This window comes from Oscillibacter sp. 1-3 (assembly GCF_000403435.2).
In the GTDB taxonomy this organism is placed as follows: domain Bacteria; phylum Bacillota; class Clostridia; order Oscillospirales; family Oscillospiraceae; genus Oscillibacter.
This window is the reverse complement of sequence record NZ_KE159707.1, coordinates 732737-745988: the sequence shown is the minus strand read 5'-3', so window position 1 is coordinate 745988 and position 13252 is coordinate 732737. Positions and strand designations below refer to the sequence as shown.

Genomic DNA, 13252 nt, shown 5'->3' with positions numbered 1-13252 from the left:
TTCAGTATATCATAATCTTAAAAATATTCAACAGAAAAATGGTCAACCTTATAAAAAACTTTCAAGTCCCTAAAAATATTTTCAATTTCTGCGGCGCGCTGAAAACCGCCCCGCCGGAAGGACTGATCGTCCGCAGAATTCCTCAAAGCCCCAACAAGTCCCGGAATATACCGCTGCGCAGGTCTCCGCACCCCGTGCCGCTTGAAGCCGGAGAACATTTATGTTAAAATGGGCCAAACAAAAAAAGAGAGGTTATCCTATGAGCGGACAGACAAGCGGCCGGTTTCTGGCCTTTGAGGGCATTGACGGCTCCGGGAAGAGCACCCAGCTCCAGCTGCTGCTGGAGCGTCTCCGGCAGCGGGGCGTGGAGTGCCGCGGCACCCGGGAGCCCTCCGACGGCCCCGTGGGCGCCATGCTCCGCCAGATTCTCACCGGCAGAATGGCAGCGGACAGCCGGGTCATCGCGGGGCTCTTCGCCGCGGACCGGCTGGACCACCTGGTAAACGAGCGGGACGGGATTCTGGAGCAGGTGCGAAGCGGCGCCACCGTGGTGACGGACCGGTATTACTTCTCCTCCTACGCCTACCACGGCGTGGATGTGGACATGGGCTGGGTGATTGACAGCAACCGCCTCAGCGCGGAGCTGCTGCGGCCTGACGCCACCATCTTCCTGGACGTGCCCGTCCGGCGGGCCCTGGAGCGGATCGGCCGGAACCGCACCCACACGGAGCTCTTTGAGAAGGAGGACCGCCTCACTGCCACCCGGGAGAAATACCTGGAGGCCTTCGCGCGGCTGCGGGACACGGAGACCGTGCTGACCGTCGACGCGGACGCGGACGCGGACACCGTGGCGGAGCGGATCTGGGCCGCCGTTTCCCATCTGTTTCCCTGAGGGCGAAAACCACCCCCGGAAGCGCGCGCTTCCGGGGGTGGTCTGCCGTCTCTATACGCCGGCGGAAGCCGGCTCCTCCTCCGTCCGGGGGAGGACCTTCTTTTTCCGGCGGCGGAACACATGGCTCAGCTCGTCAATCACGGAGTAGAACACAGGGGTGAACACCAGCGTCACCACGGTGGAAATCACCATGCCGCTGATCATCACAATGCCCATGTCGCTCATCATCTCGTTGGTCTCGCCGATGCCCGCGGCCATGGGCACCATGGCCAGGACCGTGGTGAGGGTGGTCATCATAATGGGCCGGATGCGCAGGGGGCAGGCGTTGAGGATGGCGGTCGCCCGCTCCTCCCCCATCTCCCGGCGGATCTTGATATACTCCACCAGGATGATGGAGTTGTTGACCACCGTGCCCGCCAGCATGATGAGGGCCACCAGGGAGATAATGGAGAGATCCTTACCGGAAAGGGGCAGGGCGAAGAGGGCCCCGGCAAAGGCCACCGGCAGAATCATCATGACGATCACCGGCATCAGGAAGGACTCGAACTGGGCCGCCAGCACGAAGTACACCAGGCCCAGGGCCACCAGCAGGGCCAGCAGCAGATCGCCGAAGCTCTCCATCATGCTGGAGTAGCTGCCGCTGATCTCCGCGGTGTAGCCCTCCGGCATCTGGTACTCCGCCAGAATGGCACGCAGCTCCCGGGTCATGGCGGTGGTGTCGCCGCTGAGGGTGGAGCCGGTGACCTGCACCTGCCGGGACTGGTTCACCCGGGAGATGCTCTGGGGCTCCTGCACCACGGACACGTCCGCCACGGAGCTCAGGGGCACCGTGCCGCCCAGGGCGGTGGCGACGGGCATGGAGCGCAGGGCATCCAGACTCTCCTTGGCGCTGCCGCCGCCCCGGACCACCACGTCCAGCTCCCGTCCGCCGATGGTGACGGTGGTGGCGGTGCTGCCCGTCAGCTCCGAGCGGACCGCCATGCCGATGGAGGCCGCCGTGAGGCCGTACTGCGCCGCCGTCTCCCGGTTCACGCTGACCTTCACCTGGGGCACCCGCTCGGCCAGGGAGCTCTTGACGTCGATGGCGTCCGGCAGCCGGGAGACCCGGTCCGCCAGGTCGTCGGCAATCATAGCCAGGGTGGCGTAGTCCATGCCGGTGATGTCCAGGCTGATGTCGCTGCCGCCCATCATGCCCATGGTGCTGGAGGCATCCACGGTGATCTCGCACCCGGCGATGTCCTGAAGCAAGGGGCGCAGGCCGTCAGCGATGTCAAAGCTGCTGCGGCTCCGCTGGCCCTTGCTGGTGAGGTTTATCATGATGGTGACGGACTCGTCCTGGGCGATGTAGTATATTTCATCCATCTCCGGAATCTCCGCCTGGGCGATGGCGGTGATCCGGTCGGCAATCGCCGCGGACTCCTCCATCTCCGACCCGATGGGCATGGAGACGCTGACGTTGACCTGTCCCTGGTCCATGTCCGGCATCAGCACCATGGTGGTGGCGAATACCGGCACGGCAAACAGGACCACCAGGGCCACGGAGGCCAGCATTCCCGCCTTGAGATGGCGGACAAAGTAATTCAAAAGGCGCATATAGAGGCCGTGGAGCCTGGAGATCCAGCCGCCGATTCTCGCGGACAGGGCGCTTTGCTTTTTCTCCGCCTGCTTCAGCTGCTGGCGGCGGACCTTCTCCTCGTCCAGCAGCATGTAGCAAAGAAGGGGCACCAGCGCCAGGGCGATGACCAACGAGGCGAAAATCAGCGAGGCGATGGTGAGGCAGAAGTCCCGGAACATCATGCCCGCAAGGCCCGTCACCAGCCCCAGGGGGACGAACACCGCCAGGGTGGTGAGGGTGGAGGCCAGCACGGAGGTGGTGACCTCTTTGGTGCCGTCCACACAGGCGCTCATGCGGTCACGGCCCTCGGCGGCGAAGCGGTAGATGTTCTCCAGCACCACGATGGAGTTATCCACGATCATGCCCACGCCCATGGCCACGCCGCCCAGGGACATCATGTTCAGCGTCAGGTCCATGGCGTTCATCAGGATGAACACCGTCAGTATGCACACGGGCATGGACACCGCGATGGTCATGGTAGCGCCGCCCCGGCGCAGGAAGAGAAATACCACAGCGGCGGCCAGCAGCACGCCCTGGAGAATGTTCTGGAAGGCGGCGCTGACGGACATGTCGATGTACTCCGCGGCGCTGTACGGCACGGTGTAGACGATGGAGGGATTCTCCTCACGGAGCTCCGCCAGGCGCCGCTCCACGGCCTTGGCGGCGGCGGCCTCGTTGGCGCCGGACTGCTTGGAGACCTGCAGCACCACGCAGGCGGTGCCGTCCATCCTGGCCAGGGCGTCGGAGGGCTCCGTCTCCAGCGTCACGTCCGCCACCTCGCTCAGGCGCACCACGCCGCCGGTGGGCAGGGTGAGGAGCATATTGGCCACGTCCTCCACGGACTGAAACTTGGCGTCGGTGCTGACGGTCAGGGTCTTGGAGCCGTTCTCCATGCTGCCGCCGGGATAGAGCAGGTTCTGTCCCGCCAGGAACTGGGAGACCTGGGCGGCGGAGAGCCCCAGACCGGCGGCCCGGGTGGCGTCCAGCTCCACGGCGATCTTCTGGCTCACGCCGCCGTTGACCGTCACCTGGGCCACGCCGTCGATGCGCTCCAGCGCCGGGGCCACGGTGTCCTCCGCCAGGGCCTGGAGCTCCGCCAGGTCGTTTCCGGCCAGGGCCACCATGGCCGTGGGCATCAGCTCGCTGAGGTTCAGGTTCACGATGACGGGATCGATGGCGTCCTCCGGCAGGCTCAGCCGGTCAAACTGCTCCCGCAGCTTGGTGGCGGCGATGTCCAGATCCGTGCCGTCCACATAGGTGATCTGGAGCTGGCACATGCTGTCGGCGGAGGTGGAGGAGACCTCGTCCACGCCGGAGACCGACATGACGGCGGACTCCAGGGGCCGGGTGATCAGCTCCTCGATGTCGCTGGGGTTGGCGCCGTTGTAGTAGCACACGACCATGGCCATGGGGGCCTCCATCTCCGGCATCAGGGCCATCTGCAGCTGGGTGGCGAAAACCAGGCCGAAGACGGTAATCATGATGACTGCCAGGAGGGTTGCGACCTTGTGCTGGATGCAGAATTTAGAAACACTCATGGGGCCTTAACCCTCCCCGGAGACCACCCGGACAGGGTCCCCCTCGTGGAGGTACGCCTGTCCCACGGTGACCAGCTGCTGCCCCGCCGTGAGGCCGCTTGTCACCTCGGTAACGCCGTTGCCGGTGAGACCGGTGGTGACCTCCGCATACCGGGCGGTACCGTCCTCCACAACAAACACATACTGGCTGCCGCCGCTGGTGAGAATGGACTCCGTGGGCACCACCACGGTATTCCGGGAGACATCGGTGAAAAAGGTCACGTCGGCAAACATGCCGGAGAGGAGCCCGCCCACGTCCGCCGGGACGGTGAGGGTGACGGTGTAGAGCCGGGTCTGGACATTGGCCGCCTGCTCCACGGAGCGGATGACGGCGGAGAAGCTCTTGTCCACGGCGCTGACGTACACGTCCGCCTGGGAGCCGATGGAGATCTTGGGCACCAGGGCCTCGGACACGGAGACGGTGACCTTCATCTGGTCCGGCCCGTCGATTACCGCCAGGGGCATGGAGTTGGAGATGAAGCTGTTCTCCACGGCGCTCATGGCGGCCAGCGTCCCCGCCATGGGGGCGATAACGTTGCCGTTGGCGTCCACGTTCTCCAGGGCGGTGTCCAGCTGCTCCAGACCGGACTTGGCGCTCTGGATGCTGGACTCCAGCTGGGCGAGGGCGGAGTTGCGCCCTGCCACGGCGTTGGAGTAGTTCAGCTCCGCCTGGTCCACCTCCAGCTGGGAGGCGGCGCCGATCTCAAAGAGGGCGCGGGTGTTGGCCACATTGTCCGCCGCCAGCTGCACCTGTTTGTCCAGAATGGCCTTCTGGTCGTTGTAGCTCTGTACGGCGCCGTTGTAGCCGATGCGGGTGGCGTTGTAGTTGGCCAGGGCGCTGCCCAGCTCCAGCGTGCACAGGATGTCCCCGGCCTCCACCTGGTCGCCGGCCTCGAAGTACACGGCGGTGCACTTGGCAGTGGAGGCGATCATGATGACGGTCTCGTTGTCGGCGGAGATCTTGCCGGAGACCTTGTTCTCCGCAGCAATGGTGTCCTGGGCCACGGTCTCCACCTGGACGGCGACGCCTGCCGCCTGCTCCCCGTCCTCCTCCTGGGCCTGCTCCCCGCCGCCGCAGGCGGTCAGGGACAGCGCCAGGACCGGCGCCAGCAGAAGCGCGGCGGTTTTTCTCGGTATTTTCATGGATGTCCTCCTCAATTCAGGATGCCGTGCTGGACGGCCCAGCAGTAGGTGTTGTAGGTGGAAAACAGGTCTCCCGCGGCGGAGCGGACCTTCTCCTCCGCCTCCCGCAGGTCGTCCTCCGCCGTCAAAAGGGCGTTGCGGGAGATGGTCCCCTGCTGGAATTTCAGCTCCGAGGCGGCATAGGACGACTGCTCACAGGCCAGAGACACCTTGGCGGCCTCCCAGATCTGAAGGTAGTCCTTCACCTGGGCGTAGAGGGTGCGGAATCTCAGCTCGTAGCTCTGCACGGTGTTGTTGTATGTATACTGCGCCGCTTGCCAGGTGCGCTGGACATTGCGGAACTCCATCCGCTTTTCGTTGTATCCCCAGCTGTCGGCGTCCTCCTTATACTGGTCCCGGGCGTCCTCCAGCGTCTTCTCCGCGTCGTAGAGCTCGTAGCTCTTTTCCTTGGCGGCGGCCAGATCGCGCTCCAGATCCATCTCCTCCAGCTGCTCCGCCGTCACCTCCGGCAAAGGGCCCAGCGCAATCTCACCGCTCTGCTCCGCGCCGATCAGCATCTCCAGCTGGAGCTTGTAGTTTTTCACGTTCATCCCCAGGGTGGAAAGGCCGCTCTCCAGGGCCGTCCGGCCGGACTTCACCTCCGCCAGCTGCATGGCGGAGATCTGGCCCAGCTGGTAGCGCAGCTCCATCTCCTCCACGGTGCGGTCCAGGCCCCCCAGCTGCCGCCGCAGGCCCGCCTCCTGGCTCTCCATGGCCGTCAGGGCCGCGTACAGCGACTCTCCCGCCATCACAATCTGGTCCTGGAGGTTTCTGAGCTGGCGGATCATGTCGGCGTTGTCCTTTTGCATGTCGCCCTCCTTGATGGCGTCGAACTGCTCCCGCACGGCGTCGTAGGCCCGGTCCAGCTGGTCATAGGAGCTGTGGTATTCGTAGTCGCTCATATATCCCGCCGGAATCAGCATCTTTGAGGAGGTCACCAGCCCCCACTGGGCTTGGGCAATCTCGTTGAGCTGGTGCCAAAGCTTGTCGTAGAGCTTGTCGTAGTCGATGTCCTCAAGGGACAAAACGCTCTGCTCCAGCGCCAGGAGCTGGAGATTGTTCTCCCGCATCCGGCGCTCCACGTTGGCAAAGCTCACCTCCCCCAGGGCGTCCGGCTGGATGGTCACATTGTCCGCCAGATCCGGCCCCGCCAGGGCGGGAGGCTCCGCCGCTTCCTCCGCCGTCTCCGGGGCGGCCTCCGGCTCCTCTGCCGTCTCCGGCTCCCCCTCCGCTGGAGGGCCGGCCTGTTCCGTCTGCACGCCGTCCGCCGGAGCGGTGCGCTCCTCCGCCAGAGCGGACACGGCACACACCGACGCCAGCGACGCCAGCGCCAGCAGAAGGGCGATGACTCTTTGTCTCATACTTTCCTCCTTTTATGCTCTTTCCACGGGCACATGCCTTTCCGGCAGGCCCCGTCCCTGATGATCTCCAGCTGCTCCTCCATCTCCCGCCGGCGCTCTGTCCGCCGCTCCGGGCAGGTCAGGCTGTCCATAACGGCGGGCATCACGACCACGGAGGTCAGCAGCAGGGTGCTGCGCACAAAGGCGGGGTCCTTCCTCCGCAGCATTGAGAGATCGATCTTCCCTATCAGCGGCGCGGCGGAGGCGTCCGGGTCGCCGATAATCAGCTGCTTCAAATCCATGCCCGGATTCAGCAAAAGCACTTGGATGAAGCGGTCCCGCAGCTGTCCGGGGTCCATCTCCTGGCTGATGCGGTCGTAAACCGCCAGCTGCATCTGAAAAATATCGCCGCCGTTTTCCTCCAGCAGCCGGGCGAAGAGCTGGACAAACTGCTCCCGCACGCTCTGGAGAAGATAGGCGAACAGATCCTCCTTATCGGCGAAGTACTGGTAAAAGCTCCCACGGGGAATTCCGGCGTGCCGGACAATCTGATTGATGGAGGCGTCGCTGAATTTCACCCGGGTGAATTCCCCCCAGGCCGCTTCCAGGAAGCGGCCTCGCTTCTCCTCCGGCAGCCGGAGGAACGTCTCCGTACACATATGCGCCCTCCTCTCCAGAAATGACACTTTGTCACTTTATGACAGATTGTCACTGATTATACACGGGGACCGGGCGGCTGTCAATCCCCCCTCCTGCCGGGATCTGTTAAGATTTTGTGAATTTGGAGCCGGCAAAAACCACCCCGCCGAAGCTGCCGGCGGGGTGGTTGAAAAACGCGCTCTATTCCTCTTCGCGGCGCTCCCGCCGCCAGGCCTCCAGCTCCTCCGCGTCCCGGTCGTCCAGGGCGTGGAGACCGCCCCGGGCCTCCATGTGATGGGTCAGCTCATGGGAGAGGGTGAGTCGCAGCTCCTCCTCCCAGGTCCCGCCGTCCCAGTCCTCCCGGGATGCCAGGGCGGCGAAGGAGCCGTAGTACAGGTTGATGTACCGGCCCAGCAGATCGTCGCAGTACTCTCCCAGCACGTACATTTCCCCCGGCGGAAACTCCGGGTCCGGCGCCGCCTCCTCCAGCAGGTTCACCCCGCCGTTGAGTCCGTCAAACAGCGCCTGGGGAAACCGCTCCGCCAGGGCGTCCAGCAGCTCCCCAGCCCCGTCAAAGCTCAGCACCACGCGGCGTGCAGGAGCACCTGCTCCAGCTCCTCCACCGTGTCCGCCAGAAAGTCCGCCCCCTCCAGGGACGCCCGGGGCCGGAAGCCCCAGGTGACGCCGCAGACCCTGGCCCCGGCGTTATGGCCCGTCTGAATGTCCACGCCGCTGTCCCCAACGAAGACGGTCTCCGCCGGGTCCGCTCCCAGCTCCGCCAGAAGGGCCCGGGCGGCGGCGCCGTCCGGCTTCACCGGCACGTCCGGCAGCTTGCCCCGCACCAGCCGGAACACCCCAGGGAAGAAGTGCTCCACGATCTCCCGGCTGAAATCGTCGGCCTTGTTGGAGTACACCGCCATGCACATTCCGGCGGCTCTCAGCCGCTCCAAAAGCTCCGGAATGCCGGCGTAGGGGGCGGTCTTATCCATGTTGTGGGCGCCGTAGTAGCTGCTGAACTGGGACAGGGCGCTGGCAATCAGCAGGGGACTGCGGCAGGTCTCCGGGGTGAATTGGGAAACGAGATTGGGAATGCCGTGGCCCACCATGGCCTTGAAGCGCTCCACAGTGTGCTCCGGCCAATTGTGCTGGCGGCAGACCCAGTTTCCGGCGGCAGCCAGGTCCTCAATGGTGTCCAGGATGGTCCCATCCAGATCAAAGATCACAGTTCGAGCCATATAACGCCTCACTTTTCATTCGTAGTCCTCCTATTTTACCAACAGATGCCCTATAACTCAATTGACAAGAAGCCAAAAGGCGCAGCTTTTGCCGCGCCTTTTTCATACAATTTCCACGCAAACGCTGGGAAATTCAGCCGCTGTTTTCCGGAAAAAAGCATTTCACGGCATATGACACGGCCTTGCGGCCGCTCTCAGAGAGGTCATATGCCCCGCCGGAGAAGCACCATGTGGCCATCACGCCCCGGGTGACGCTCTCCAGATAGGAAAACGCCTCCTCCCGGGTGAAGCCCGCCGGCAAAAGAGGCTCCGCCTCCTCCAGCAGCCCGCGGAGGATCTCCGCAAAGGTCCGCCGCCGGAAGTGCTCCGAGGCCCCCGGACGGCAGGCGGCAAGGTTCATGGCATAGGCCAGGCAGGTCAGCTCGTACCCGGCGTAGGCCGCGAACTCCAGCTGCAGGCAGAGAAAAGCCTGAATCCGTTCCGCCGCCCCCAGATCCGGACGCTCCCGCAGGGCGGCTTCGTAGGCATTGCGGACATAGCGGTCCATGTCGGAGTAATAGCATTCCCGGACAATATCCTCCTTTGCCCGGTAGTGGACGTAAAAAGACCCCTTGGCGATTCCCGCCGCCTGACAGATCTGGCTGACGGTCACCCGGTCATAGCCCTGGGCCTTAATCAGCGACACCGCCGTGTCGAATATCCTGGCCTTGGTCCTTTGCGCCTGTTCCTGCCTTGTCTCCCGTCCCATAGCCGCCTCCTTCAAAATGTTCTTGACATGGCGCGTCCCCGGAGCTATAATGACCGCAGTCACTGACCGTAGTCACCAAAAGGAGTGCATATCATGTTCCTGTTTGACCTGACCTATCGAGCGCCTCTTTCACAGGTGGACGCCCTTCTCCCCGGCCATATTGCCTATTTGGAGCGCCATTACCGCTCCGGCGAATTTCTCTGCTCCGGCCGAAAGACGCCCCGCACCGGCGGCGTCATTCTCTGCCGGGCGTCCTCCTTGGCGGAGGCCCGCGCCATCCTGGAGGAGGACCCCTTTTACGCCGAGGGGATCGCCGATTACAGGGTGACCGAGTTCATCCCGTCCAAGTATGCCGCCGCCCTGGCCCCGTTCTTTGAAGCCCTTTGAACGCGTCCCGCCGTGATTTTTCCGGCGGGACGGCCCTTTTCACGGCAACGGCCGCTCCACCGCCCCGCCGGCGGTCAGCACCGCGGAGCGGGCAAACCCCGCCGCCCGGGCCAGCTCCGCCGCCTGGGCGTAGCCATAGACGATGGCGGAGACGCTGTGGGCGTCGGCGGTGAGGATAATTCTGCCGCCCATGCGCCGCCACTCCTCCAGCAGGAAGGGGGCCGGGTAGGGCGTCCGCCGGTATCCCCGGGACATGGCCCCGGTGTTGATCTCCAGCAGCGTCACGGCGGGGTCTGCGGCGTGAAGGGCCTCCAGCGCCGCGGCGCGGTAGCGGGGGGAGGATTCATCAAAAAGGGGCGTTCCCTCGTTGAATTTCGTAATCAGGTCGATATGGCCCAAAATGTCGGGGCCCATGGCCGCCATCCGCCGGACCTCGCCGTAGTACCGCTCCGCCATGGCCAGGCCGTCTCCGCCGAAGGCGCTCTCACAGCAGGCGGCCAGGGTCTCCGCGTCCCAGTCCACAGTGTACCAGCGGCCGTCGGGGCCGCGCAGCCGGTGGGCGCTGCCGATCCAGTAGTCGAAGCCCTCCGCCGTCACGTCGGCGCAGTTGTCCAGCTCGATCCCGAGGAGCACGTCCATCCGGCCCCGGTACTCTTCCCGCAGCCGCAGGACCTCCGCCCGGTAGGCGCTCATGTCCGCGGGCAGGACGCAGCCCTCGTCCTCGGGAATGGGGGTGTGGCTGTGGCCCGAGGCCCCGAAGGACGCCGCACCGGCGTCACAGGCCGCGGCGGCCATCTCCGCCAGGGTGTTCTTACCGTCGCACATGACGGAGTGGGTGTGGACGGAGCAGAAGGCCCTCACTGCATCCGCTCCTGCTTCACCTTGCGGTCCACCACGTGGCGCTTTTCCAGCTCCCGGGTGACGTCCTCCACGGCGATGCCCATCTGCACCATCAGCACCATCACGTGGTAGCACAAATCGGCGATCTCGTAGACGGTCTCCGCCCTGTCCTCCTTGCGGCCGCCGATGATGACCTCGGTGCACTCCTCGCCCACCTTTTTCAGGATCTTGTCCAGTCCCTTCTCGAAGAGGTAGGTGGTGTAGCTGCCCTCCACAGGGCTGGTCTTCCGGCCCTGGATCAGGCGGTAGAGGCCCTCGTAGCTGAACTGCTTCAGCTCGTCGGAGAGATAGAGCTCATTGAAAAAGCAGCTCTCCGCCCCGGTGTGGCAGGCAGGGCCGTCCTTCACCACCTCCACTACCAGGGCGTCGCCGTCGCAGTCGGCGGTGACGGAGACCACGCGCTGGACATTGCCGCTGGTCTCCCCCTTGCGCCACAGCTCCCGGCGGCTACGGCTCCAAAAGCAGGTGCGGCGCTCGTCAATGGTGATGGCGAGGCTCTCGGCATTCATATAGGCCAGGGTCAGAACCTCCTTCGTGTAGTGGTCCTGTACGACGGCGGGGATCAGGCCCTTTTCATCGAATTTCAACTCTTTGATTTCCACAGATGACACTCCTTCCTGTTCCCCGGAGGGGGAACGGGGCTTTTTGATTCCTTCAAGATCCGCCCGTCAGGACGGGCGGACCTGCGTCCGCATGGGCACCCCCAGCTCCTTCAAATACGCCTTCAAGGCGGAGATCTCCACCTGCCGGGTGTGAAAGATGGACGCCGCCAGCCCGGCGTCCACCCCGGGATGGGTGAAAAGCTCCGCAAAATCCTCCATCCTTCCGGCCCCGCCGCTGGCGATAATGGGCACGCTTACCCGGCCGGCCAGCTCGTCCAGCATCTCCAGATCGAACCCCTGCTTCACCCCGTCGGTGTCGATGGAGTTCAGCACAATCTCCCCGGCCCCGGCGGCCGCGCCCCTCACGGCCCACTCCATGGCGTCAATGCCGGTGTCCTCCCGGCCGCCCTTGGCGAAGAGGCGGAACTGCCCATCCACCCGCTTGACGTCCATGCTCAGCACCACGCACTGGTCGCCGTACTTCCTGGCTCCCGCGGCAATGAGTCCCGGGTCGGCGATGGCCCCGGAGTTGACGCTGACCTTGTCCGCGCCGCACTTGAGCACCCGGTCGAAGTCCTCCAGGGTCCGGATGCCGCCCCCCACCGTCAGGGGGATGAAAATCTCGCCGGCCACCCGGCGCAGAATGTCCGTGAACAGACTGCGCCCCTCGGCGGAGGCGGTGATGTCGTAGAACACCAGCTCGTCGGCGCCGGATTCGTTGTAAAATTTCGCCAGGTCCACCGGGTCCGCCATGTCCCGGAGCCCCTGGAAATTGGTGCCCTTGACCACCCGTCCGTCCCGCACGTCCAGGCAGGGGATGATGCGCCGCGCTAACACGTCCCCACCTCCTCAATGACGGTTTTCAAATCCAGCCGCCCGGTGTACAGCGCCTTGCCCAGAATGGCGGCATGGGTGCCGATGGCCCGGAGCCGGCGGAGCTCCGCGATGCTGCTGACGCCGCCGGAGGCGGTGACGTTCAGCCCCCGGATCTCCGCCAGCTCCCGGTAGAGGTCCAGGTTGGTGCCGGCCTCCATCCCGTCCCGGCTGATGTCGGTGTAGATCACGGTCCGGACGCCGGCGTCAAAGAGACGGCGGCAGAAGTCCACGCCCCGCTCCTCTGACAGCTCCTTCCACCCGTTGACAGCCACATATCCGTCCCGGGCGTCCACGCCCACGGCGATCCTGTCCCCGTATTTCCGGACCATGCGGACGGTGAAATCAAAGTCCTTCACGGCGGCGGTGCCCAGGATGCACCGGCCCACCCCCAGGTCCAGGTACTGCCTGATCCGGTCCTCGGTGCGGATGCCGCCGCCCACCTCCATATAGAGCCCGCCCTGCTTTGCGATGGCGGCGATGGAGCCGAAATTGACCGGCGTGCCGTCCTTGGCCCCGTCCAGGTCCACCACGTGGAGGTATTCCGCCCCGGCGGCCAGGAAGTCCCGGGCTGCGGCGCAGGGGTCCTGACCGTAGATGGTCATTTTGTCATAGTCGCCCTGGCGGAGCCGGACAACCTGTCCGCCCCGCAGGTCAATGGCGGGAAATATCTGCATACTCCCTCTCCTTCCCATACGATCCTACAATTAAGCGCTGTATTCACAGGCGGCGAACGCCGTCCGGCGGCATTCCGCCAGTTTTCGGGCCCGCCCGGCGATCAGCGGAGCTCCTTGCAGGACAGCTCCTCCGCCTCCAGGCGAATGACCGCCGCCGCGTCCACCATTGCGTCTCCAAATGTCCAGGGGCCCGGGCCGGCGGCGTGCTCCATCAGGGCCGTAAGGCCCGCCCGCTTCTCCTCCGCCGTCTCCAGAAGAGCTGCCGGGCCGCCGCCCATGACGCACCGGAACCGCGCGGTATACTCGCAGGCGATCTCATCGGAGACCACCTGATGTCCGGTGTCCATCTCAAAGGACGCCCAGCCGCTCTCCCGGATCAGGTCGATCTTCCGCCCATTTTTGGCGCTGTGGAAATAAAACGTATAGTGTCCGTCCCGCTCCGTAAAGCCGAAATCCAGGGGCACGATATAGGCCCTCCCGTCCTCGCAAAGCCCCAGGCGGCAGCAGTCGCAGGCGGCAATGATCTCGCGGATTTTCCCGGGTTCCGTTACCTCCCGGTCTTTTCTTCTCATGGCTCTCACAGGA

At 64.7% G+C, this 13252-nt stretch carries 14 protein-coding genes; 2 read left to right on the top strand and 12 right to left on the bottom strand.

Annotation, left to right across the window (positions count from 1 at the left end):
* Nucleotides 1–259 precede the first annotated feature (259 nt).
* Nucleotides 260–892, top strand: a complete 633-nt coding sequence (tmk, locus tag C816_RS10090) for a dTMP kinase (RefSeq protein ID WP_016322298.1) — start codon at nucleotides 260–262, stop codon at nucleotides 890–892.
* Between the two features lie 51 nt (nucleotides 893–943).
* Here the strand turns inward: tmk and C816_RS10085 are convergent, their stop codons facing one another.
* The 7 genes from C816_RS10085 to C816_RS10055 all read right to left on the bottom strand — a co-directional run bounded on the left by C816_RS10085 (nucleotide 944) and on the right by C816_RS10055 (nucleotide 9228).
* Nucleotides 944–4045: an efflux RND transporter permease subunit gene (locus C816_RS10085; RefSeq protein WP_016322297.1), complete on the bottom strand. Its 3102-nt coding sequence runs from the start codon at nucleotides 4043–4045 to the stop codon at nucleotides 944–946.
* A 6-nt stretch (nucleotides 4046–4051) separates the two neighbouring features.
* On the bottom strand, nucleotides 4052–5227 hold the full coding sequence (locus C816_RS10080) for an efflux RND transporter periplasmic adaptor subunit (protein WP_016322296.1): 1176 nt from the start codon (nucleotides 5225–5227) through the stop codon (nucleotides 4052–4054).
* A gap of 11 nt (nucleotides 5228–5238) precedes the next feature.
* Nucleotides 5239–6627: a TolC family protein gene (locus C816_RS10075; RefSeq protein ID WP_016322295.1), complete on the bottom strand. Its 1389-nt coding sequence runs from the start codon at nucleotides 6625–6627 to the stop codon at nucleotides 5239–5241.
* Entirely contained in the window at nucleotides 6624–7265 is a 642-nt protein-coding gene (locus tag C816_RS21790; RefSeq protein WP_016322294.1) for a TetR/AcrR family transcriptional regulator, read from the bottom strand. The genes C816_RS10075 and C816_RS21790 overlap by 4 nt, the downstream gene beginning before the upstream one ends.
* Before the next feature lie 181 nt (nucleotides 7266–7446).
* Complete coding sequence (locus C816_RS10065) at nucleotides 7447–7830, bottom strand: metallopeptidase family protein (RefSeq protein WP_242832170.1); 384 nt, start codon at nucleotides 7828–7830, stop codon at nucleotides 7447–7449.
* On the bottom strand, nucleotides 7824–8480 hold the full coding sequence (locus C816_RS10060) for an HAD family hydrolase (RefSeq protein ID WP_016322292.1): 657 nt from the start codon (nucleotides 8478–8480) through the stop codon (nucleotides 7824–7826). Before C816_RS10060 ends, C816_RS10065 begins: the two co-directional genes overlap by 7 nt.
* 133 nt (nucleotides 8481–8613) lie before the next feature.
* Nucleotides 8614–9228, bottom strand: a complete 615-nt coding sequence (locus C816_RS10055) for a TetR/AcrR family transcriptional regulator (RefSeq protein ID WP_016322291.1) — start codon at nucleotides 9226–9228, stop codon at nucleotides 8614–8616.
* A 93-nt stretch (nucleotides 9229–9321) separates the two neighbouring features.
* Between C816_RS10055 and C816_RS10050 the strand changes: the two genes are divergently transcribed.
* On the top strand, nucleotides 9322–9615 hold the full coding sequence (locus C816_RS10050) for a YciI family protein (protein ID WP_016322290.1): 294 nt from the start codon (nucleotides 9322–9324) through the stop codon (nucleotides 9613–9615).
* Between the two features lie 39 nt (nucleotides 9616–9654).
* Here the strand turns inward: C816_RS10050 and C816_RS10045 are convergent, their stop codons facing one another.
* The 5 genes from C816_RS10045 to C816_RS10025 form a co-directional block, all read right to left on the bottom strand.
* Nucleotides 9655–10476 (bottom strand): histidinol-phosphatase HisJ family protein, encoded by an 822-nt coding sequence (locus tag C816_RS10045; RefSeq protein ID WP_016322289.1) that lies wholly within the window; start codon nucleotides 10474–10476, stop codon nucleotides 9655–9657.
* Nucleotides 10473–11117 carry a bifunctional phosphoribosyl-AMP cyclohydrolase/phosphoribosyl-ATP diphosphatase HisIE gene (gene hisIE, locus C816_RS10040; RefSeq protein WP_016322288.1) on the bottom strand — a complete coding sequence of 215 codons (645 nt, stop codon included), beginning with the start codon at nucleotides 11115–11117 and terminating at the stop codon, nucleotides 10473–10475. The genes C816_RS10045 and hisIE overlap by 4 nt, the downstream gene beginning before the upstream one ends.
* Nucleotides 11118–11183: 66 nt before the next feature.
* Entirely contained in the window at nucleotides 11184–11954 is a 771-nt protein-coding gene (hisF, locus tag C816_RS10035) for an imidazole glycerol phosphate synthase subunit HisF (protein WP_016322287.1), read from the bottom strand.
* Nucleotides 11948–12667: a 1-(5-phosphoribosyl)-5-[(5-phosphoribosylamino)methylideneamino]imidazole-4-carboxamide isomerase gene (gene hisA, locus C816_RS10030; RefSeq protein ID WP_016322286.1), complete on the bottom strand. Its 720-nt coding sequence runs from the start codon at nucleotides 12665–12667 to the stop codon at nucleotides 11948–11950. The genes hisF and hisA overlap by 7 nt, the downstream gene beginning before the upstream one ends.
* Before the next feature lie 101 nt (nucleotides 12668–12768).
* Nucleotides 12769–13239, bottom strand: coding sequence for a pyridoxamine 5'-phosphate oxidase family protein (locus C816_RS10025; protein WP_040655374.1), 471 nt, complete (start codon nucleotides 13237–13239; stop codon nucleotides 12769–12771).
* Nucleotides 13240–13252 lie beyond the last annotated feature (13 nt).

What these genes read in the sequence shown, in the direction of transcription:
- C816_RS10085 (WP_016322297.1), bottom strand. Translation starts at nt 4,045, where the DNA reads ATGAGTGTTTCTAAATTCTGCATCCAGCACAAGGTCGCAACCCTCCTG.
- C816_RS10055 (WP_016322291.1), bottom strand. Translation starts at nt 9,228, where the DNA reads ATGGGACGGGAGACAAGGCAGGAACAGGCGCAAAGGACCAAGGCCAGG.
- hisA (WP_016322286.1), bottom strand. Translation starts at nt 12,667, where the DNA reads ATGCAGATATTTCCCGCCATTGACCTGCGGGGCGGACAGGTTGTCCGG.
- C816_RS21790 (WP_016322294.1), bottom strand. Translation starts at nt 7,265, where the DNA reads ATGTGTACGGAGACGTTCCTCCGGCTGCCGGAGGAGAAGCGAGGCCGC.
- C816_RS10060 (WP_016322292.1), bottom strand. Translation starts at nt 8,480, where the DNA reads ATGGCTCGAACTGTGATCTTTGATCTGGATGGGACCATCCTGGACACC.
- C816_RS10025 (WP_040655374.1), bottom strand. Translation starts at nt 13,239, where the DNA reads ATGAGAAGAAAAGACCGGGAGGTAACGGAACCCGGGAAAATCCGCGAG.
- C816_RS10080 (WP_016322296.1), bottom strand. Translation starts at nt 5,227, where the DNA reads ATGAAAATACCGAGAAAAACCGCCGCGCTTCTGCTGGCGCCGGTCCTG.
- tmk (WP_016322298.1), top strand. Translation starts at nt 260, where the DNA reads ATGAGCGGACAGACAAGCGGCCGGTTTCTGGCCTTTGAGGGCATTGAC.
- C816_RS10050 (WP_016322290.1), top strand. Translation starts at nt 9,322, where the DNA reads ATGTTCCTGTTTGACCTGACCTATCGAGCGCCTCTTTCACAGGTGGAC.
- C816_RS10075 (WP_016322295.1), bottom strand. Translation starts at nt 6,627, where the DNA reads ATGAGACAAAGAGTCATCGCCCTTCTGCTGGCGCTGGCGTCGCTGGCG.